The sequence below is a fragment of the Xanthomonas sp. DAR 80977 genome, assembly GCF_041240605.1.
Lineage (GTDB): Bacteria > Pseudomonadota > Gammaproteobacteria > Xanthomonadales > Xanthomonadaceae > Xanthomonas_A > Xanthomonas_A bundabergensis.
The window spans coordinates 5334904-5356486 of sequence record NZ_CP162487.1 but is presented as its reverse complement, the minus strand read 5'-3'; the positions used below and the strand labels follow the sequence as shown (position 1 = coordinate 5356486).

General features: G+C 62.3%; 13 protein-coding genes. 9 read left to right on the top strand and 4 right to left on the bottom strand.

Translation table 11 applies throughout. The annotated features are described in order from the left end of the window. Nucleotides 1-331: 331 nt before the first annotated feature. The 5 genes from AB3X10_RS22765 to AB3X10_RS22745 all read left to right on the top strand — a co-directional run bounded on the left by AB3X10_RS22765 (nt 332) and on the right by AB3X10_RS22745 (nt 7012). On the top strand, nt 332-2167 hold the full coding sequence (locus tag AB3X10_RS22765) for a hypothetical protein (RefSeq protein ID WP_369977789.1): 1836 nt from the start codon (nt 332-334) through the stop codon (nt 2165-2167). A gap of 23 nt (nt 2168-2190) precedes the next feature. Continuing rightward, nucleotides 2191-4731: an RHS repeat domain-containing protein gene (locus AB3X10_RS22760; protein ID WP_369977787.1), complete on the top strand. Its 2541-nt coding sequence runs from the start codon at nt 2191-2193 to the stop codon at nt 4729-4731. Between the two features lie 550 nt (nt 4732-5281). Further along, on the top strand, nt 5282-5593 hold the full coding sequence (locus tag AB3X10_RS22755) for a hypothetical protein (RefSeq protein ID WP_369977785.1): 312 nt from the start codon (nt 5282-5284) through the stop codon (nt 5591-5593). Between the two features lie 85 nt (nt 5594-5678). After that, a complete protein-coding gene (locus AB3X10_RS22750; protein ID WP_369977783.1) occupies nt 5679-6695 on the top strand; it encodes an RHS repeat-associated core domain-containing protein in 1017 nt (338 codons plus the stop codon). Further along, entirely contained in the window at nt 6692-7012 is a 321-nt protein-coding gene (locus tag AB3X10_RS22745) for a hypothetical protein (RefSeq protein WP_369977781.1), read from the top strand. The genes AB3X10_RS22750 and AB3X10_RS22745 overlap by 4 nt, the downstream gene beginning before the upstream one ends. A 515-nt stretch (nt 7013-7527) precedes the next feature. Here AB3X10_RS22745 and AB3X10_RS22740 read toward each other — a convergent pair. Beyond that, the gene (locus AB3X10_RS22740) at nt 7528-9291 is read right to left on the bottom strand and encodes a wall associated protein (protein ID WP_369981968.1); all 1764 of its coding nucleotides are present in this window, start codon (nt 9289-9291) and stop codon (nt 7528-7530) included. A gap of 388 nt (nt 9292-9679) precedes the next feature. On the opposite strand from AB3X10_RS22740, the gene AB3X10_RS22735 reads away from it, so the two are divergent. Beyond that, the gene (locus tag AB3X10_RS22735) at nt 9680-11827 is read left to right on the top strand and encodes a S46 family peptidase (RefSeq protein WP_369977779.1); all 2148 of its coding nucleotides are present in this window, start codon (nt 9680-9682) and stop codon (nt 11825-11827) included. Between the two features lie 236 nt (nt 11828-12063). Beyond that, entirely contained in the window at nt 12064-12681 is a 618-nt protein-coding gene (locus tag AB3X10_RS22730) for a DNA-3-methyladenine glycosylase (RefSeq protein ID WP_369977777.1), read from the top strand. Nucleotides 12682-12814: 133 nt separating this feature from the next. Here AB3X10_RS22730 and AB3X10_RS22725 read toward each other — a convergent pair whose 3' ends face one another. Then, complete coding sequence (locus tag AB3X10_RS22725) at nt 12815-13744, bottom strand: IS110 family transposase (protein WP_369975348.1); 930 nt, start codon at nt 13742-13744, stop codon at nt 12815-12817. A gap of 725 nt (nt 13745-14469) precedes the next feature. Continuing rightward, the gene (locus tag AB3X10_RS22720) at nt 14470-15036 is read right to left on the bottom strand and encodes a gluconokinase (RefSeq protein ID WP_369977775.1); all 567 of its coding nucleotides are present in this window, start codon (nt 15034-15036) and stop codon (nt 14470-14472) included. A 151-nt stretch (nt 15037-15187) separates the two neighbouring features. On the opposite strand from AB3X10_RS22720, the gene AB3X10_RS22715 reads away from it, so the two are divergent. Next, on the top strand, nt 15188-16567 hold the full coding sequence (locus tag AB3X10_RS22715; RefSeq protein WP_369977773.1) for an MFS transporter: 1380 nt from the start codon (nt 15188-15190) through the stop codon (nt 16565-16567). Continuing rightward, a complete protein-coding gene (locus AB3X10_RS22710; RefSeq protein ID WP_369977771.1) occupies nt 16564-18951 on the top strand; it encodes a GH36-type glycosyl hydrolase domain-containing protein in 2388 nt (795 codons plus the stop codon). The genes AB3X10_RS22715 and AB3X10_RS22710 overlap by 4 nt, the downstream gene beginning before the upstream one ends. Nucleotides 18952-19052: 101 nt before the next feature. Here AB3X10_RS22710 and AB3X10_RS22705 read toward each other — a convergent pair whose 3' ends face one another. Next, complete coding sequence (locus tag AB3X10_RS22705) at nt 19053-21479, bottom strand: AAA family ATPase (protein WP_369977769.1); 2427 nt, start codon at nt 21477-21479, stop codon at nt 19053-19055. Nucleotides 21480-21583 lie beyond the last annotated feature (104 nt).

Here is a 21583-nt window from a genome sequence, read left to right as displayed (position 1 = left end):
CAAATCACTTGACAGACGTAAGCGTGATCCATCACAGTTGGACGCGAGCGGTAGGCTGGGGAAGCTGAATCGCTATTTTATCTTATAGTCACCGCGATTTTTCGGCGAGATGACGGGTCAAAACAGCGGCACGCTAGGAAGCATTTGAACGTGGGGACAACAGATATTAGATAGGAAATCGAGCTGCTTATGGCAAGCTATATGCGGCTACTCATTGATAGCCCCAGGCGCCTAAAGGGCTTCGTCTGACTACTTCCGTAGTGTCGAAATCAGAATGTGGCCGACTTCTGAGCAAGATGGAGTGGGCGACAGCACATGAATAGGGGGCACAATGACTTGGCTTGCATTATGGGCGCAATGCCTGCGGGAAAAAATTTCTGCTAAATATTCAATATCCAGTATTAGCAGTTTTAAATCTACCAAATTGATGGCATTGCTGTTTTTTGGTTTTTCTATAATTGTCGCGTCGTCAGCTTGGTGTCAAAGCCTGCCATGGCAGCAGTACGACAAAACTATCGCCAAGAAACGCGACGTTGTCGCATTATCCAACGATCTCTTTCAGGACAATGTTGACCTCTACAATGGTCGACTATCATTCAAGCACGTAGATATTGACCTGCCTGGTAACAATGCTCTGCCAGTCTCTTTGGGGCGATCCTTTGGGGTCGCTGATATGTTCGAGTACTCCAGCCAGAATCCTTTCTCTGATTGGGAGCTTGACACGCCTAGGCTCAGTGGCGTGTACGCCTCCACGTATGCGGCGGTCGGCAGTCAAGTCGCCTATTCGTGGTCTGGTCAGCGCTGTTCGTCTCAGCTGACTCCTCCAAGAGTGGGGCCATTCTGGGCGGCTGACTATTGGTATGGTTTACACGCGAGCATGCCGTATGGAGGAGAGTTGCTCGCTCCCAATGCAGCCACAAGAAAGCCAGAAGATGGTGTTGATTATCGCTGGGTAACTGCAGGATTCACTTGGTTCTCTTGCCTGCCCAGCATAAAAAATGGCGCTGGTGAAGGATTTCTAGCGATCAGCCGTGATGGAACTAAGTACTGGTTTGACTGGCTCGCGGTCTACGATGTCTGGCCTATTCTGGAGTCATATGAACTAGGGTATGGCGAACAACTGTATCGCAAGCGAAATGTGCTTTACGCCACTCGCGTAGAAGATCGTTTTGGAAATTGGATTGTTTACAGCTACAGCAATGCCTCAACTGCTTCAGCTAGGCTCAACCGGATTGAGAGCAGTGACGGCCGGCATATTGATCTTAACTATAATTCATATGGAAAAGTTGCCAGTGCCACAGATGGTGTGCGGACCTGGCAGTATACGTACGATAGTAGCGGCAAGAAACTCAAGCAAGTCACATTGCCGGATGCCAGTCAATGGAAATTCGATTTCGACGACATATATAATTTCTACATAGGTACGGGCAGCGATTCAAGTTGCGACCATCCCGGTTGGTATACAGATGCGAATACAAGTCCAACTAGGTCGATGTTGCTTACGCATCCGTCAGGAGCGGTAGGTCAGTTCTTTATTGATGCCAAGCTTCACGGCCGCAGCAATGTAAGACGTAATTGTCTCGGGCCATATGATGCGACCTATTCGGACTTTGTGCGAACATACTGGACTCCGAGTCTGATTAAGAAGCGCATAACTGGGCCCGGCTTACAGGCGGTCGAGTGGCAATATAGCTATGTCAACTCAGCTGAGGAAGGAAATTTTACCGCGCCGAATGCTGGCACACCTCCAGGAAGCTGGGCTGCCACAACCAATCTCCCTTATGGTGACCCTGTATGTGTTTCTGATAGCTGCGCCGGTACTACTGTAACTGAAGTCGTCAATAACGCCGGAGAGTGGCTTCGCTATACTTACGGCAATAGCTATCGCTATAACGAGCACAAGCTACTCAAACTCGAAAAAGGAACCAGTTCCAATGCTATTGCAAGCGTCGAAAACTATGTCTACGAGCTTGCATTGACTGGGCAGCCTTTTCCGACTCCTGTAGGTACAAGTACGCAGTATAAGGGTGATACCTACACCGAAGCCTATCTGCGTCCAATGAAGAGCGTGATTCTAGTTCAAGATGGCGTCACTTACCGAACCACAATCAATTCATTTGATGTGTTCGGGCGCCCGTTGAGCGTTACAAAGAGCAGCTCGCCCTGACTGTCTTAATAAGTGAAATTTTCATGGATCTGAATATTGGGGGGCTTATGAGGTGTAAAATAGCTCTGGTTTTGTTGCCTTTCGCAGGTGTTATTTTTTTAAGTGACGCTGTGGCTCAAAACTATGTAAAAACGGAAAACATTTCGTATTCGGATAGTCCATCAAAGTGGATTTTGGGCTTAACCACTCGGCTCGTTGTCAATGGCGTAGTAGTGGATGAGATCGCATACAATAATTATGGTCAGCCAAGTGAGATTAGGAAATTTGGAAAAATTCAGCAGTCTTTGACATACAACGCTGATGGCACATTGGCTAGCGCGAAGGATGGCGGCGGAAATGTGACGAATATGTCTTCATGGAAGCTTGGAATTCCTCAGTCGATTAAATATCAAAATGGGACAACACAATCGGCAGATGTAGATGACAGGGGTTGGATAAAGTCAATTACTGACGAAAATGGCTATGTGACCACTTATGGTTACGACGCCATGGGTCGGTTAGCTAGCATCGCGTATCCAAGCGATGACAGTGCGACCTGGAATATTACTGCGCAGGCGTTCGAGCGGGTCTCAGCGGCGGAGTATGGGCTACCGGCCGGACACTGGAGGCAGACTGTAGCTACCGGCAATGCACGCAAGCTAACCTACTACGATGCGCTGTGGCGACCGCTTGTCACTCGAGAATACGATGCCGGCAATGAGGGGGGGACTCAGCGCTTCCAGCGTTTTGCTTACGACCATGAGGGACGAGTCACCTTCTCCTCTTACCCTGGTAGCAGCGATGCACTCAGTACCGGCGTTTGGACCAGCTACGATGCATTGGGTCGGAAGACCTCGGTGTCCCAGGATTCCGAGCTGGGCACGTTGACGACGCTGACCGAATACCTGCCGGGCAACCAGACGCGCGTCACCGATCCGCGTGGCAACAAGACGCTGACCGGCTACCAGGTCTTCGATCAGCCCGATTACAAAACGCCGGTCTGGATCCAGCATCCCGAAGGCGCCTACACCGACATCAACCGCGACGTCTTCGGTAAACCGCTGTCCATCCGCCGCCGCGACGCCAATGGTGCGGTGTCGGTGACCCGCAGCTATGTCTACGACAGCTATCAGCAGCTATGCAAAACGGTTGAGCCGGAAACCGGAGCGACCGCGAACGGTTACGACGCGGCAGGCAATCTCGTCTGGACCGCGGCCGGCCTGTCCTTGCCTAGTACCTCTGCATGCGATGCGGATGCTGCCTATGCGTCCGGCCGCCGCATTGATCGCAGCTACGACATGCGCAACCGGATCAAGGCGCTGAGCTTCCCCGATGGCAACGGCAACCAGGCCTGGAGCTATTGGCCGGATGGGGCGGTCAAGCAGATCACGACCATCAACAACGGCGTCGCCACCTACAACAGCTATGCCTACAACAAGCGCCGGCTGCTGATCGCCGAAAGCCAGGGCCAGGCCGACGGCGAAACCTGGGCGCTGGGCTATGCCTACGACGCCAACGGCAATCTTGCCGCGCACCGCTACCCATCGGGACAGACGGTGGACTATGCGCCCAATGCGCTGGGCCAGCCTACCAAGGCCGGCAGCTATGCCACCGGCGTGAGCTACTACCCGAACGGAGCGATCAAGCAGTTCACCTACGGCAACGGCATCGTCCACACCCTGACACAGAACGCGCGGCAGTTGCCGGACACCAGCCAGGATGCCTACGGTGGCACCGCGTTCCTCAGCGACGGCTACGACTATGACGCCAACGGCAACGTCGCCGCTATCAGCGACGGCGCTACGGGGCGTGGTGGCCGAGGCAACCGCGATATGACCTACGACGGCTTGGATCGCCTGATATCCGCCAAGTCGGCTATGTTCGGCTCCACGCCGGCCACCTACAGCTACGACGTCCTCGACAACCTGACCCACGTCGTTGCTCCGGGCCGCGATCACTACTACTGCTACGACGCCAACTGGCAGCTCACCAACGTCAAGGCCGGCAGTTGCGGCGGCAGCACGGTCATCGGCATGAGTTACGACCCGCAGGGCAATCTCAGCAACAAGAATGGCCAAGCGTTCGTGTTCGACTACGGCAATCGCCTGCGCCGGGCGACGGGCAAAGAGAGCTACCGTTACGACGGCAATGGTCGCCGCACACTGGCCACGCAGAGCGCCGGCAATATCGGTTCGCTATACGATCAGGCGGGCGCATTGCGCTATCAAAAGAACCAACGCCAGTCAAAGGCAACCGATTACGTCATGTTGGGCGGTAGCCTGGTGGCCGAGGTCGATTGGCCGTTCGGACAAACGGCGGCGGTCAAGGACTATGTGAACTGGACGGCGGTCGGCGGTGCGACGCGCTACGTGATGGAAGAGAGCGTGGATGGCGTGACGTGGACATCCGTTTATGAAGGCGCCGATCCCAGTTGGACATCGCTTGCCAGGCCTTCCGGCACCTACTCGTATCGTGTTTCGGCATGCACGTCGGATGGAGCATGCAGCGCAGTTGCGAACGTGACGCATACGCAGGGACCTGCGTTCGACATCGTGCCTATTCTCTATCAATTGCTGCTTAACTAAACCATTCAATGGGGGATCGATATGTTTTTTAAAGTTCTAGGGGTGTCGGTTTTAGTTGCTGGGATCAGCCTCTGCCAGACAGTCCAGGCAGCTAATCTGGTAGGCCCGACAAAGATCACCTATGTCGAAAATGGTTGGGATGGCGAAGGGATCGCCATCCATAGTTCGATAGATGGCCCAGCGGGATGCACGGCTTCCCTGAATGACTTTGGCATAGAGAAGAGCCATGCAGCATATAAGGAGCTCGTGGCAATGGCGTTGTCCGCATACGCTTCTAATGCGGATGTCGAGATCATCGTTGATGCCGGAAAATGCGTTTTCGGCGCTCGCACCAAAGTTCTATCCATCCGCCTTAAGAGATAAGTCAGTCGAGCGAACTGCAGCGAAGGTAGCCACTTTCTTATCGAGCCGAGAGTTCCGATGCAGAAAGAGATGGTCGCGCTCTTGCTGATGCCATACAAAACAACGTGCCTGCCACGCTCTATGTGGATGGCTGTAGTGGCGGTGTCATGAAGTTGAAGTCCGTATCCATTTCAAAGAGTTGAAGGGCATGAAAATAAAAGTGTTGGTACCGGTTTTGATTGGTTTATTGAGTGGGCAGGCGAGCGCTAACGAATCCATTAGCAATGTCGAGGTAGTCCAGATCGGCACGTATCAGGCGAACGCCAGTCATTTCGTGTGGTTCAGTGCCACACCGGAGGAGTGCAGAGCCGCGAATCCCGGAAATCCGGTCATGGGATTCAGCGAAACGCAGCCAGGAGGAAAGGCTATGCTCGCGGTCCTCATGACGGCTCTGGTCAATAAGCGGAAAGTGGATGTGCAAGCCAGTGGGTGCAGTATTTTCGAAATCTATTTGAGATAGCTGGTCGTGGTGGTGAGTTGTGGTAGCGATGCGGCATCTTTTTTACTGAAAAGCACTGCTAACCGTGCGCACGATGATGCCTCTAGTGAATGAAATCAATCACTCAAAAGTGCAAGGACGAGTCATGTTGAAAATCCGGGTGGTTAAGGCAATGCTGCGCGTCACCGCTGCAGCGGCCATTTCATTGCTCGTCGCATTCAGCGCATTGGCGCAGACGGTTCGGTATGTCCATACTGACGGACTGGGGTCGGTCGTACTGAAGACAGACAAAGAGCGGAACATCATCGAACGCGGTGAATACGAGCCATATGGAAGTCTGTTGAATCGCCCACTTACGGACGGGCCTGGGTATACCGGGCATGTCATGGACTCGGCGACTGGGCTGACGTATATGCAGCAGCGTTATTATGAAGCTGACATAGGGGTATTCCTTAGTGTAGATCCTATTGCAGTTAACACATCGACAGGGTGGAACTTTTGTCGGTATTGTTATGCTGCGAATAATCCTTACAAGTTTAAAGATCCTGATGGTCGTATAGTCGATACCATCGCTGATATCGGATTCATAGCATACGACACCTATCAATTAGTGAAAGAGCCAAGCTGGACAAATGCGGCCGCACTTGGAGCCGATGTAGTCGGAGCAGCCATACCTTTTGCTACGGGGTTGGGAACGGGCGTTAGAGCAGCCGCTCATGGCGCAGAGGCATTAAGAGGAGCTGATAAAGCAAATGATGCAGCCAGGGCGACTGAAGCTACGATTAGCTCATCTGATGCAGCAGTTGACGCAGGCAGGGCGGCGCCCGATTTTATCGTTTCACCCGGAGGCACTGCATACCCGGTTCCTAAAGGAGCTGAGGGTCCTGTAGCTGTAGTAAATCCCGGTGGTCGGCAGACAGGCACTGCTTTTATCGGGGGTGCTGGCGGCAAGAACGGGCAAGTTTCAACAATTAGAATAATGGACGCCACGCCGCCAAAAGGTAGTAGTCCTGGATACCCAAACGGATATATAAAATATGAAAATTCTGCGAAGCAAGGCGTGGATCCCTATAGCGGGAAGACAATTCCTAATTCACAATCACACTATCCTATAGATCCATGAATAATCCACTCCAAGTGTTAGAAGGTAAAAATATTTATCTCTCACAAGAAGGAGGCGTGCTGTCGTTGTTATCCCAGGATGGGTGGAGTTTGATAATCTATAATTGCACGAAACTTTTGTCCTCAACAGGGGAGGAAATTTTTTCGTCAATAGGAGATACAAAGACTGTCGCCAGTACTGATTTAAGTGAGAAATTTATCTTTATAAATTTTGACGATGGCTCGTCATTGCGTGTAGATTTATCTTTAGATGCATATACTGGGCCGGAGGCGATGCAACTAGCCGGACCAAATGGAGAGATTATTATATGGAGCTAGCTGCGTTAAAATAATTTTAATAATAGAAATCTTAATGACCAGAAATTTCCGCCGATTCCTGAAGGCTATGGCAACGGGGTCTGGCAACGGAGTCAGGTTCACTTATTCAGTGGTTATGGTGAGTTTGCGTGGCCGATGGGCGAGTCTGATGCCGGTGAAGCGATAGGTCTTGACCTCGACCGGTAACGGGGTCAGGTTAACTTATTCAATGTCATGGCGGCTTTGCGTAGCCGATGGGCGAGCCTGATGCCGGCGGAGCGATGGGTCTTGGCCTCGAACATAGTGCGGAAGACGTCGTGGCCAAAAGCGCGCTGTTGCTAGAGCTGAATAGGGATATCGGCGAGTAGTTCGTCTGTCAGGATTTCATCGAGCAAGGCGCGATATGCGCTGGACAGCTTGGCTGCGCCTTTGCCCAAGGCGAGCCAGCATGGATGCGGCGTCAATGCGGAATGCTCCCGTTGACCGAGATTGGCTGGCCAGCTGGACCAGCGGTACGCGTTCTGGCTATATTTTCCTCATGGTGAGCTGGACTTGGTCACTCTTGTCGGGCGGGCCATGGCATCGTAGGCATCCACGCGTTTGGAATAAATGACGCCATTTCTTTGCATGCGAACTTCTTTGATGGGCCGGATACGCGCGTTTAGTGGATTTCCCTTTGGTGCGATCAGATCTCCATATGCCGCTGGATATGTTCCGGATGAACCGTCATCCTTCACATAGTTGGTCTGCTGAAGGACCGTGCTGTTCCGACTAACCTTCTCCGAGATCAGGTCACCAAAGTCTTGCGTGTACGAGTTGCCGAACACATAGTCGACGACCGAGCCATCGGGCTGCTGTACGACGGTGGTTGAGGTGCAGCCCGAACTGCATCCGCCAGTAAATGACCATCGTGGCTGATAGCTGTAGCTCCAGATCATGTCATTCATGCCAGGCCCACTGATCTTCTTGGTGGCGATCGAGCGGGCCAAGTAGGCATTCGGGATGCCATTGGATCCGAATCCGAAGTTGCTGGAACTGGTGCCGATCAATCCACATCCGCCTGGTGTGTTGTCGGAGCCGTGGATCAAACTTCTGATCGTGAACTCGCCCTGGGCGCCGCTCGGATGGCGCATGGTGACAATGTTGACGTAGGCGCTATCAGCGGGATCTTGAGAGCGGAAACCGGTCGCCGATTGTGCGCAGGAGTTTGTGTAGAAGCCCGCTGGAAGCGTTGGAGGCACCATGTACCACCACATTGCACCGTAATGCGTGGCGTTGTCAGCGGGGAAGCTCCAATGAGACTGGTCCGGTAGCACGACCTCCGATAACTTTTTGCCGTAGTAGGTGTCAACATATGTATATCGCCACACTGATGTGCCCGCATGGACTTCGGAAACCTTTCCCGCTGTGTCATACGAAACGTCAATCCTGGCTCCATCGTTGGACGCTATCGAAGTTAGTCTGTGCGGATTCGCTGGATCGAAATTGTACTGGACATAGTTTCCAAACCTGTCCTCTACCTTGCTGGCATAAAGGAACACATCCATCGTCGGTACGAGCAGCCCGGTCGGGTTTGTGCCATCGCCATTCGCGTCTCGATAGTACTCTGTGTTTAATACATCTGAAGCGTTGCGGGTGGCCATCCAGTCGAAGTAATACTTGTTGCCACCTGGTGTCCGAACCAAAAATCCTTCGCCATTACCGTTTTTGATACTGGAAATACAGCTCACGCGCCAGAATCCATTGGCCGCTCCGATGTAGCTTGCGCCGTCCTGAGGTGTCGCTTGACCGGACACAAGCTTCAGCAGACTTTCGTATCCGACACCGGGTGCATTGATAAATATCCCACTCCAATACATGTCGGCTGGCATCACGCGCGTGTTGTAGTCGGGCGACGGACCCACCCATTCCGAAGGCGCCAATATTGGGCTGCTGCAACGAGCGTAACTTGACTTCGCGTCCCAACCTCTGCGGCTATCATAGGTTCCCATCATGTAAGGGATGTCGATTTCCCAGCCCGCACCCAAAGGCGCTGCCGCCCTATCCAATCCTTGTTTCTGCCGAGGTGTGTGCCTGCTGAACTCTACGCGGAGATTGCTGTTCGTTGGCAACGCCACGTCGGTCTGCGAAAACTGAACCGTACCATCCTTTAGGTTGATGCTATCGCCGAAAAGATCGTTTCCCAGTACCGTGATAGCGCCCGCTCCGCGAAGTCGTTCGTCGTAGGTCTTCTCAGTGCTAACGTATTGTGCGTTTGCAGTCCCGGCGAGAAGTAAAAGCCCTAGTGCCACGTACCTCATTAAAATCCCCTTTTTAAACTGCTGAAGACCGTTTGCAATAGTGCTACTGCGTGACCGAAAGAATGTGCGCCCAAGGCTAGCCTTGCGCTGTTCCCACTCAGGCACTAAACGACTTCCCCTGGAGCAAGACTAACCCAGTAGACAATAGCCCGCCAGATCACTTTCCGAGATGGTCTGACGAGTTCCGAGGATATTTTCCTAACCCGTCCGATCTTTCGCAAGACTGCCGGGTGTCGTAGTTGGATGCGCAGAGAGAAAGCCCGTATTCGAGGATGTGCGATGGTCGACGCACCGTTGGATGGCTCCTTGAGAAGAATTGGTTCGCTGTTGTCGCCAAAGCGACAGCACGATAAGGTCACGCGCTAACTTTGTAGTTGTGGACTGCCGCATGCCTACACCCAGCAATCTCGCCGCCTCGCTCACCCTAAGCCTCGCCCTCACCGCCACCGCCCATGCCGACGAAGGCATGTGGATGCCATCCCAGTTGCCGGAGTTGGCCAAGCCGCTGCGCGAGGCGGGATTTCGCGGCGATCCGCGCGATCTGGCGGCGGTGACGCAGCCGCCGTTGAGTGCGGTGGTGAAGGTCGGGGGCGGGACCGGGGCGTTCGTGTCGGGCGAGGGCTTGCTGCTGACCAATCACCACGTGGCCTATGGGGTGATCCAGTACAACACCTCGGCCAAGGAGAACCTGATCGAACAGGGGTTCATCGCCAAGGATCGCGGCGAGGAACGGGCGGCCAATCCGGATTTCCGGGTGCTGGTGACGGTGGGCTTCGACAAGGTCACCGACCAAGTGCTGGGGCCGGCCAAGGGCAAGGCCGGGCGCGCGTATTTCGATGCAGTTGACGCGGCGAGCAAGCGCATCGTGGCCGATTGCGAACGCGAGGGCGGTGTGCGCTGCAGCGTCGCCAACATGTATTACGGCACCGACTTCTACCGGATCCGCCAGCTGGAACTGCGCGATGTGCGCCTGGTGTATGCGCCGCCGCGGGCGATCGGCAATTACGGCGACGAGATCGACAATTTCATGTGGCCGCGGCACAGCGGCGATTTCACCTTGCTGCGCGCCTATGTCGGCAAGGACGGCAAACCGGCCGACTATAGCGCCGACAACGTGCCGTACCAGCCGCCGGCGCATCTGCAGATCGCCACGCAGGGGCCGAAGGCCGGGGACTTCGCGATGCTGGCCGGCTATCCGGGCATCACCTACCGGCATCGCACGGCGGCGGAGTTCGACGAACAGGTGAACTGGACGCTGCCGCAGCGGGTGGCCGTGTTCGACCAGATGATCGCGGTCATCGAGGCGGCGGGCAAGGCGGATGCGGAGGCGCGCACGCGCTATGCGGCGCAGCTGCAGTCGCTGAAGAACAACCGCAAGCGCGCGGCCGGCGAGCTGGGAGGCATGCAGCGCAGCGATGCGGTGCGGCTGCGCGGCGAGGACGAGCGCGGCATGCTCGCCGTCACGCAGGGCGACGATGCGCGCGACATCGCGGCCCTGCAGGCGTTGTTGGCCGAGGCGTCGGCGCTGCGCGAGCGCGATCTGCTGTTGGCCTTGATCGGGACCCAGACCCAGCTGTTGCGTTCGGCGCTGACGCTGGAGCGGCTGCGGGTGGAATCGGCCAAGCCCGACGATCAGCGCGAGACCGGCTATCAGCAGCGCGACCAGGCGCTGATCGAGGGCACGCTGAAGCAGGTACAGCGGCGTTACTCGCCTGCGGTGGAGAAGGCGCTGCTGAGTGCGCTGCTGACGCGCTACCAGGAGTTGCCCGATGCGCAGCGCGTGGCTGAATTCGATGCGGCGTTCGGGCGCACGCCGGCGCAGTTGCAGCAGGCCTTGGACAAGCTCTACGCCGGGACCAGGCTGGGCGAGGAGGCCGAACGCCTATCCCGCTTCGCCGCCGCGCGCGAGGGCAAGCCGGTGGCGGCCGATCCGCTGACGGCGTTGGCCGCGGCGCTGGTGCCGGCGCAACTGCGCCTGGAGAACGAGCGCAAGACGCGCGAGGGCGAGCAGTTGCGCCTGCGTCCGGCCTACATGCGTGCGCTGTTCGCCTGGCGCAAGCAGCAGGGGCGGGCGGTGTATCCGGACGCCAACAGCACGCTGCGCGTCAGCTACGGACGGGTCGAGCCGCTGGCCCCGCGCGATGCGGTGAGCTTCGCCCCGGTGACCACGGTGGCCGGCATCGTCGAGAAGAACACCGGCCAGGAGCCGTTCGATGCGCCCAAGCCGCTGCTAGCGGCGATCGCGAAGGGCGATTTCGGCAGCACTGCCGATGCGCAGCTGAAGACGCAGCCGGTGAATTTCCTGACCAACCTGGACACGACCGGCGGCAATTCGGGTTCGCCGGTGCTCAACGCGCGCGGCGAGCTGATCGGGTTGAATTTCGACAGCAACTGGGAAGCAGTCAGCGCCAGCTGGTGGTACGACCCGCGCTACAAGCGGGCGATTCATGTGGACATGCGCTACCTGCGCTGGCTGCTGGCGAAGGTGTATCCGGCGCCGCAGTTGCTGCAGGAGCTGCGGTTGCCTGCGGAATGAGTAAGGCCGTGCCCGGCAAGTGCCGGGCTTGGTGCTCCACGGTGATGCCGGCGGCCGAAGTGGGGCGCACGGCATTTGGATGGAGCAGCGTGCATCCGGGTGCGGCGCCATGCGCGGTGGTCCGTCGCCGGCCAGGCGGTGCCGTGGTGCGCGCGCTACGATCCGCGCGTTTCGGCGCGCATGCCGATCTGCACGCGCCGCAACGTTCTTCACGGGCGTCCCGGTAGGTTGTGGCGATGTTGCCGACACCGCTGCCGCGCACGTTCTACGCCCGCGACGCGCGCCTGGTGGCGCCGGAGCTGCTGAACAAGCTGCTGGTCACCAATGACGGCCGCTGCGGTCGCATCGTCGAGGTCGAAGCCTACTGCGGCGCCGAGGATCCGGCGGCGCATTCGTTCCGCGGCATGACCCCGCGCACGCAGGTGATGTTCGGCCCGCCCGGCCATCTGTACGTCTACTTCATCTACGGCATGCATTGGGCGTTGAACGCAGTCTGCGGCGGTGCGCCCGGGCATGCGGTGCTGATCCGTGCGCTGGCGCCGGTCGCAGGAATCGAGGCGATGCAGTTGGCGCGCGGCGCGGGACGTATCGCCGATCTCACCCGCGGACCCGGCCGGCTGGCAAAGGCGCTTGGTGCTTCGGGTGCGGACAACGGGCTGGATCTGACCCAGGCCAGCTCGCGCCTGTGGCTGGGCGAGGATGGCACGCCTCCACCTGCGGATCCGGTCGCCACGCCGCGCATCGGCATCAGCAAGGCCACGGAGGCGCTGTGGCGTTGGTATGTGCCTGGCGATCCGAACGTGTCGGGGCCTGCGCTGCCGGGAGCGAAACGCAGTGGCACGCGCGCGAGCTGACGGGTCGCGTTGGGTCCACGCATGCCGGCGCATGGCGCGGCGGGACAGGCGGGAACCGACAAGGCGTCGGGACTGAAGTCCCTCCCACAGTGCACCCAGCAAGTGAGCCGCAAGTCCCTGTGGGAGTCAACTGTCATGCAGAAGCGATCGCAGGGGGGCTGTAAGGTGCCTGATCGCGTGCGATGGCGTTGAGCCATCGCAGGTACTTGTGCATGCACGCGACGATGGCGACCTTGGCGGGTTTGCCCGCGCTGGTCAGGCGTGCGTAGGTGTGTGACAGCGGCGAGCCTGCACGGATCGCGGCCCAGGTGGCCATGTACAGCACCCGCCGCACGTCGGCGCGTCCGCCCTGGATGCGGCGTTGGCCGTGCCAGCGGCCGCTGTCTCGATTGAACGGCGCCAGCCCGACCAAGGCGGCGATCTTGCGCGGTGGCACGCTGCCCAGCTCGGGAAGCCGGGCCGCCAGGGTGGCGCGCAGGATCGGGCCAAGCCCAGGCACGGTCGGCAAGCGTGAACAGGCCGCACCGACCTGGGCGATTTGCCGGGAGATCTCCTTGATGCGCTGTTGCAGCAGCGCGATCACCTCGAGCCACTGGTCACGCACCGCCTCGCAGGTCACGTGCTCCATGCACCGGCGCTGCGCATCGCGCTGGGCGACCAGGGTGCTGCGCAGGTGAAGCAGTTCGCGCAGCGCTTGCACTGGCGCAGGCAGCACGGCAGTGGGCTGACCGGGGAGGCATTGGGCCGCCACGGCCAGCAACCGCGCATCCAGGGCGTCGGTCTTGGCCTTGAGCCCCAACGCGTGCGCCAGCGCCCGGGGGCGCTGGGCAGACAGCCGGACCACGGGCAGGCCAGCCTGTGACAGCACTTGCAGGACCGCCCGTTCGTAGCCGCCGCTGGCTTCCAGCACGATCCGCTCGCATCCCAGCGACGCCAGCCGCAGGGCCAGGCGGGCCTGCTCCTCGGGCGTATTGGCCTGGGTCCAGTCCAGCCCGTCTGGCAAGACATGAATGGCCAGTTCGGCCTTGGCGACATCAATCCCGACAAAGCGTTGCAGCGACATGGACGTTCTCCGCAGTAGACTCAGGGACGAGAGATCTCCTGCCGATGCCCATGCTTGTCGGTTCGAGCTCGCGGCTCAGGCAACTGTTCGGGCTTGTGGGGCAGGAGAAACGGAGTGCGGCGGCCCTGACTCCTACCCGTGCTTGCGACGCACTGCGACTTAGCGGCCTGCCGCACTCCGCTCTCACCTCAACGATAGACCCGTAGAAGACACAAGCGACTTCAGTCGCGACGAGCGAAGCGGTGGAGTTGCCGCGACCGGAAGGTGCCGTGACTGAAGTCCCTCCCACAGTGCACCCATCGAATTGGCCGCAAGCGCCCTTGTAGGAGCGGCTTCAGCTGCGACGAGCGAAGCGGCGGGGTTGCCGCGACCGGAAGGCGTCGGGACTGAAGTCCCTTCCACAGTGCCCCCATCGAGTTGGCGGCGAGTGCCCTTGTAGGAGCGGCTTCAGCCGCGACGAGCGAGGCGGCAGGGTTGCCGCGACCGGAGGGTGTCGGGACTGAAGTCCCTCCCACAGTGCATCCATCGAGTTGGCGGCAATCGCCTTTGTAGGAGCGGCTTCAGCCGCGACGAGCGAAGCGGTGGGGTTGCCGCGACCGGATGGTGTCGGGACTAAAGTCCCTCCTACAGTGCGTCTCAGCGAATTGGATGCAGTTCCCTATGGGAGCAGCTCGAGCCGAAACCAAGCGACTCGATAGCGATCGCCAAAATGGGGGAGAGGCGCGTTACACAGCGCCGACGTTCGCACCACCAGGCGCCGCGCCATCCAACTGCGCGATTGCATCCGCCACCACCGCATCGAACGGCGCGTCCACGTCCACCGAGATCACGTCCGGCTCCTCCAGCGGCAGTTCCAGCGTATCGATCTGGCTCTGCAACAGGCCTGGCGGCATGAAGTGGCCGCTGCGCCGCGCCAGGCGCGCGGCGATCACGTGCGCGGCGGCGTGCAGGAACACGAAACGCATCGGCACGCCGCTGTCGCGCAGTTGCTGCCGGTGCACGCGACGCAATCCGGAAAAGGCGAGCACGACGCTCTGGCCGGCATCGATCGACTGGCGCAGGCGCAGCGCCAGCGCCGCCACCCACGGCACGCGCTGCGCATCGGTGAGCGGCACGCCGCGCGCCATCTGCGCCTTGGCCTCGGCGCTGTGGACATCGTCCGCGTCCAGGAACACCAGGCCGTAGTGCGCGGCCAGCGCCTGCGCGACGCTGGTCTTGCCGCTGCCGGAAATGCCCATCACGACGATGGCTTCGCTGCGCTGCGGCAAGGAATTCTGGGATGTCGCGTCCATCACGGGCGGTTATACCTTGCAGGGGGTTTGGCATGATGCGCGCGCCGGCGTTGGCGATGCGTGCAGCGTGGTGTAGCGTCGGCACGCGACGACCAGCGGAACGCGCCTTGCGCGGTTCCATGATCGCATGCCCACCCGCACAGGATTGCCGATGCCCACACCGCCGCAACGCGCCGATGCACCGCTGCGCTGGACCGAGAAGGTCGGCTACGGCATCGGTGACATGGGCTTCAACTTCTACTGGGCCAACATCTCCGCGTTCCTGCTGATCTTCTACACCGACACCATGGGCCTGCCGGCGGCGGCGGTGGGCACGATGATCCTGCTGACCAAGGTAGTCGATGCGGTCACCGATCCGCTGATGGGCGCGCTCGCCGACCGCACCCGCACGCGCTGGGGCAAGTTCCGGCCCTACCTGCTGTTCGCGGCGCTGCCGATGGCCGCCAGCGGCGTGCTGGCCTACACCACGCCGGACCTGGGCCCTGCCGGGCGCCTGGTCTGGGCCTACGTCACCTTCGGGCTGATGATGCTGATGTACACGGTGATCAGCATTCCGTACTCGGCGCTGTCCGGGGTGATCACCGCCGACAGCCAGCAGCGCACCACGCTGATCAGCTTCCGCTTCATCGCCGCCTTCGCCGGTACCACGCTGGTCAACTACGCCACGCTGGACATGGTGCGCTGGTTCGGCAATGGCGACGATGCGCAGGGCTGGCAGCGCACGATGCTGGTCTACGGCATCGTCGCGGCGGCGCTGTTCGCGATCGTGTTCGCGACCACGCGCGAACGCGTGCAGCCGCAGCCGCAGCCGCGCGCGCCGGTGCTGCAGGACATCGCCGACCTGCTGCGCAATCCGCCGTGGCGGGTGTTGTTCGCGCTGGCGCTGATCATCATGATCACCATCGTCATGCGTGCCGGCGCCGGTGTGTACTACTTCAAGTACTACGTCGGCCGCCCGGACCTGACCGGCTGGTTCCTGGGCAGCTATTCGGTGGCGCTGGCGGTGGGCGCGGCGGCCACGCCGCTGCTGACCCGGTTGTTCGACAAGCGCCGGCTGATGATGGGATTGATGGCGCTGGTGGGTGTGCTCAGCTGCGCGATGTTCTTCGTCCCGCGCGAGGCGATCTGGGCGCTGTTCGGCATCAACCTGCTGATCGGCCTGGCGCTGGGGCCGAAATCGCCGCTGGCGTTCTCGATGTACGCCGACACGGCCGACTACACCGAATGGAAGACCGGGCGCCGCGCCACCGCGATGACGTTCTCGGCGGCGACGTTCTCGCAGAAGCTCGGCGGCGCGCTGGCCTCGGCCTGCATCGCATGGATGCTGGCGGGCATGGGCTATGTGGCCAACCAGGCGCAGAGCGACGCCTCGCAGCTGGGCATCGTGCTGCTGCTGACGGTGATCCCCGGCGCGGTCGCGCTGCTGGCGGCATGGACGATGCGGTTCTATCCGCTCGACGATGCCGCGCTGCTGCGCATCCAGCAGGAACTGGCCGCGCGCAAGCGCGCCGCGGAGGAAGCGAACGCATGAGCATCGACCCCGGGACGAGCGGGTTGCTGGCGCCCAGCGCCGACGGCGAGCGCTACACGCTGCACAGCCCGACCGCGCTGCCCAATGCCGGCGGGTTCCTGTGGAACCGGCGGATGATGATCCAGGCCACCTGTCGCGGCTATGCCACCGCGCAGTTCATGCAGCCGGAGCCGGCCAAGTACGCGCACGCGCCGAACCTGGAGGCCAGGACCTTCATGCAGCCGGAGCAGCCGTACTACGCGCACCATCCAGGGCGCTTCTTCTATCTCAAGGACGAGGACAGCGGCGCGCTGTACTCGGTGCCGTACGAGCCGGTGCGGGCGACGCCGCAGGCGTTCCGCTTCTCGGTCGGCAAGTGCGACATCGCCTGGTGCGTGCGCTACGCCGAGATCGAGGTGGAGCTGCGCCTGCAGTTGCCGGTCGAGGACACGGTGGAGCTGTGGCAATGCCAGGTGCGCAACCTGGACGGGCGCGCGCGGCGGATCGCGCTGTATGCGTATTTCCCGGTCGGCTACATGTCGTGGATGCACCAGAGCGGCGAGTACCGCGCCGACCTCGGCGGCATCGTCTGCCGCAGCGTCACCCCCTACCAGAGGGTCGAGGACTACTTCCGCAACCGCGACTTCAAGGACTGCACCTTCCTGCTGCACGAGCAGGCGCCCGATGCCTGGGACGCGCGGCAAGCGGCATTCGAGGGCGAGGGCGGCCTGCATGCGCCGAGCGCGGTGCTGCAGCCGCGGCTGGGCGGCAGCGACGCGCGCTACGAGACGCCGACCGCGGCCCTGCAGTATTGCCTGGCGCTGCAGCCGCAGCAGGAGCACACGCTGCGCTTCCTGTTCGGCCCGGCGCGCGACGATGCGGAGATCGGCGCGCTGCGCCAGCGCTATCTGTCCGCGGACGGATTCACCGCCGCCGCCGCCGCGTACGCCGATTACCTGGCCGAGGCGGACGGCTGCCTGCACATCGCAACGCCCGATCCGTGCCTGGACAACCTGGTCAACCACTGGCTGCCGCGGCAGGTGTTCTACCACGGCGACGTCAACCGCCTGACCACCGATCCGCAGACCCGCAATTTCCTGCAGGACCACATGGGCATGAGCTTCCTGCGCCCGCAGACCGCGCGCGCGGCGCTGCTGCATGCGCTGTCGCAGCAGGAAGCCGGCGGCGCGATGCCGGACGGCATCCTGCTGATCGACGGCGCGGAGCTGAAGTACATCAACCAGGTGCCGCATACCGACCATTGCGTGTGGCTGCCGGTGTTCCTGTCGGCCTACCTGGACGAGACCGGCGATGCGGCGCTGCTGGACGAGGTGGTGGTCGGTGCCGACGGGCATGGTGCCAGCGTCGCCGAGCGGCTGGACGCGGCGATGCGCTGGCTGCTCGGCGCGCGCGACGCGCGCGGGTTGAGCTACATCGCGCAGGGCGACTGGTGCGACCCGATGAACATGGTCGGCTACCGCGGCCGCGGCGTGTCCGGCTGGCTGTCGGTGGCCACGGCGTACGCCTTGCAGCTGTGGGCGACGATCTGCGAACGGCAGGGCCGCAGCGCGCAGGCGGCCGCGTGCCGCGCCGGCGCGGCCGAGGTCAACGCCGCGGTCAATCGCGAACTGTGGGACGGCGACTGGTACGCGCGCGGCATCACCGACGACGGCGTGTGCTTCGGCATCAAGGACGACGCGGAAGGCCGCATCTACCTGAATCCGCAGAGCTGGGCGCTGCTCGCCGGCACCGCCGACGCTGAGCGGCGCGAGCGCCTGCTGCAGGCGGTCGACGCGCAGCTGGACACGCCGTACGGGCCGACCATGCTGGCGCCGCCGTATACCGCGATGCGCGAGGACGTGGGCCGGCTGACCCAGAAACATCCAGGTTCGGCGGAGAACGGTTCGGTCTACAACCATGCCGCGGCGTTCTACCTGCACGCGCTGTACGCGATCGGCGACGCCGACCGCGCCTGGCGCGTGCTGCGCGCGATGATCCCGGGACCGGACCTGGCCGACTACCTGCAGCGCGGCCAGCTGCCGGTATTCGTGCCGAACTATTACCGCGGCGCCTGGCGCGAGCTGCCGCGCACCGCCGGCCGTTCCAGCCAGCTGTTCAACACCGGCACCGCGGCGTGGCTGTACCGCTGCGTGATCGAGGGCCTGTTCGGGTTGAAGGGCGAGGGCGATGCGCTGGGCGTGCGCCCGCAGCTGCCGTCGCCGTGGAGGCAGGCAACGGTGCAGCGCCGCTTTCGCGGGGCGCTGTTCGAGGTGCGCATGCAGCGCGTTGCGGGGTGCGTTGCGCAGCAGGTCAGCGTGGATGGGCGGGTGCTGGAGGTGCCGCGGATCGAGGGCATCGAGCCGGGGCGCCGTTATCTGGTCGAGGTGGTGTTGCCGGGTGGGTGAGGGATCGGACGGTCTGGCGTTCTGTCGCGGCTGAAGCCGCTCCTACAGGGTGCCAGTCGCCTACCGCTGTAGGAGCGGCTTCAGCCGCGACAGGCAGCCTGCTACGCCCGTGCCGTATCCGCGGTCTCGACCAGGTCGTCCCATTGCAGCCGGGTATTCGCCGCATCGTCGCTTTCCAGCAGCGCGCGGCGGGCGGCGCGGCGCATGGCGCGGCTGATCCAGGTCTGCAGGTCGCGGCCGGAGCGGCCGGCGCTGCGTTCGGCCAGCCAGCTGGCCGCGTCGGCGGCGTCGAACGCCAGCGGCTTGCCGTGCAGCAGGCGCGCGACGATCGCGTTGCGCGCGGCGGCGTCGGGCAGGCCGATCTCGATCTGCCGGTCCAGCCGCGACAGCAGCGCCGGGTCGATCCGCTCGGCGTGGTTGCTCGCGGCCAGCAGGAACACCTGCCCGGCCTGGCTGGCGACGCCGTCCAGTTCCTGCAGCAGCTGGCCGACGATCTCGCGGGTCAGCGCATCGTCGCCGTCGATTCCGCGCGCCGGGGCGACGATGTCGATCTCGTCGACGAACACGATGCACGGCGCCTGCGCGCGGGCACGCTCGAACGCGGCCTGCACGCGCTGGCCGGACTGGCCCAGGTAGGCGGCCTTGAGGTCGGCGCCGGTCAGGGCGATGAAGGCCAGGCCCGACTGGCTGGCCAGGATCCGCGCGAGCTGGGTCTTGCCGGTGCCGGGCGGGCCGTACATCAGGATCCCGCGCGGCACCGGCACGCCCAGCGTGGCCAGGGTCTCGGCGTTGCGCAGTTCCTTGCCCAGGCCGACGAATTCCTCGATCACCGCCGCCGGCAGCACGATGTCGTTCCAGTCCAGCGGCGTCACCCGGGTCGAGCCCTTGCCGCGCAGCAGGCGCAACTGCGCCAGCAGCGCATCGCCGTCGAGCTCGCCGTCCAGGCACTCGGCCGCCACCCGTGCCACCAGGGTGTGCAGGTCGCGGCCGGACAGGCCGCTGCTGTCGGCGACCACGCGCGGGTCCAGCGCCAGCGCGAAGCCGGCGCGTTGCAGTTCGCCGCCGAGGATGCGCGCGCGCGCATCGGCATCGGGCAGGCCGATGCCGATGCTGGCGGTGAAGCGCGACATCACCGCGTCGTCGAGCAGTTCGGGACGATTGGTGGCGCCGATCACCAGCACCTGGCCGCGGGCCTCGTGGAAGCCGTCCCATTCGGCGAGGAAGGTCTGCACCAGCTCGGCGCCGAAGCTGTCGCTGTCCACGCCGCCGCGGCGCGCGAACACGCTCTCGCATTCGTCGATGAACAGGATCGCCGGCGCCTTGGCGCGGCAGCGTTGCCAGATCGCCTGCACCTTGGGACCGGTGTGGCCGACGTGCGCGGCCTTCAGGTCGGCCACGCCCAGCGCCTCGAAATGGCAGCCGGCATGGCGCGCCAGCTTGCGCGCGATCAGGGTCTTGCCGGTGCCCGGCGGGCCGTGCAGCAGCATGCCCTTCGGCGCCGGCGTGCGTCCGGACACGAACAGGTCCACCAGTTTCAGGATCTGGTCCAGGGTGCTGTCGGGCAGCGCCACGTCGGCCCAGTGGCGGTGGATCGCGTCCAGGCTCTGCAGCCGCTGCTGCAGCATGCGCTGCTGGCTGCGCGCGTCCATCCACGCGTCCACGTGCCGGTGCAGCTCGGCGATCGGTTGCGCCTGCGCGGCCGCGGTCGCCGCGACCGCCAGCGCCAGCTCGCGCACGCACGCCTGTTGCGCGCCGTCGAACTCGGTGGCGATCGGGATCAGCGCGGCGGCACGGCGATCGTCGGGCAACAGCAGCAGCGCCTGCACGCGCGGTTCCGGTTCGGCGCCGTCGTGCAGCGCCAGCATGCGCGCGCCGGCCAGGTCGCCGTGCGCCGCGTCGATCTGCCAGCGACCCTGCAGTTCGCGCAGCGGCCATGGCGCGCGGGTGACGCGGTACGGATAGGCGGTGTCGTGGCGGTCGTCGCGGGCGAACTGCATCAACGCCAGCGGCCGCTGCGCGAAGCCGGCCAGCAGCGCGCGTTCGTCCTGGCTGACATGCCGGGCCAGCAGTTGCGCGCCGCCGATCGCCAGCAGCGCGTAGATCAGCAGCGACGGCAGCGCGCGCTGCAGCAACAGCAAGGTGTCGCGCTGCATGCCGAGATGGCGCCACCAGTCCAGATAGCCGCGCCCGTCGCCCAGCCAGTGCGCGCTCATCCACGGCAGCGCCAGCAGCAGGAACGCGAGCAGCGCCAGCCGCCAGCGCCAATCCGGCAGCAGCGGGCGCAGCAGCAGCGCCGGCCACCATGCGCGGCGGCGTTCGCGGCGCAGCACGGCGGCGGCGGCCTGCGCGGCCTGGGCGACGACGTCGCGGCGGATCGCGGCCACGGCCTGTTCCACCGCCGGCAGGTGCCGCTCCACCTCGGCCTCGGCGGTGGCCTGGCGCGCCTGCGCCTGCTGCAGCTGGGCCTGCAGCCGCAGCCGTTGCTGCTGCAGATAGTTGGCCCGCGACTCGGCTGGAACGGAGGACATCAGCGTGGGCGGGCGCGGGCGTTCACTGCACGAATCCTGGCCGGCGCGCGCTGCGCCGGCGGCGCGACTGCCGTGCGCTGCGCGGCGGAGCCGGCCTGCGGCGC

Bases quoted from the DNA above. Each gene is read 5' to 3' on its own strand.
- AB3X10_RS22755 (WP_369977785.1), top strand. From the start codon at position 5,282: ATGAAAATAAAAGTGTTGGTACCGGTTTTGATTGGTTTATTGAGTGGG.
- AB3X10_RS22760 (WP_369977787.1), top strand. From the start codon at position 2,191: ATGGATCTGAATATTGGGGGGCTTATGAGGTGTAAAATAGCTCTGGTT.
- AB3X10_RS22725 (WP_369975348.1), bottom strand. From the start codon at position 13,744: ATGTCGCTGCAACGCTTTGTCGGGATTGATGTCGCCAAGGCCGAACTG.
- AB3X10_RS22715 (WP_369977773.1), top strand. From the start codon at position 15,188: ATGCCCACACCGCCGCAACGCGCCGATGCACCGCTGCGCTGGACCGAG.
- AB3X10_RS22745 (WP_369977781.1), top strand. From the start codon at position 6,692: ATGAATAATCCACTCCAAGTGTTAGAAGGTAAAAATATTTATCTCTCA.
- AB3X10_RS22740 (WP_369981968.1), bottom strand. From the start codon at position 9,291: ATGAGGTACGTGGCACTAGGGCTTTTACTTCTCGCCGGGACTGCAAAC.
- AB3X10_RS22730 (WP_369977777.1), top strand. From the start codon at position 12,064: ATGTTGCCGACACCGCTGCCGCGCACGTTCTACGCCCGCGACGCGCGC.
- AB3X10_RS22705 (WP_369977769.1), bottom strand. From the start codon at position 21,479: ATGTCCTCCGTTCCAGCCGAGTCGCGGGCCAACTATCTGCAGCAGCAA.
- AB3X10_RS22720 (WP_369977775.1), bottom strand. From the start codon at position 15,036: ATGGACGCGACATCCCAGAATTCCTTGCCGCAGCGCAGCGAAGCCATC.
- AB3X10_RS22765 (WP_369977789.1), top strand. From the start codon at position 332: ATGACTTGGCTTGCATTATGGGCGCAATGCCTGCGGGAAAAAATTTCT.
- AB3X10_RS22710 (WP_369977771.1), top strand. From the start codon at position 16,564: ATGAGCATCGACCCCGGGACGAGCGGGTTGCTGGCGCCCAGCGCCGAC.
- AB3X10_RS22735 (WP_369977779.1), top strand. From the start codon at position 9,680: ATGCCTACACCCAGCAATCTCGCCGCCTCGCTCACCCTAAGCCTCGCC.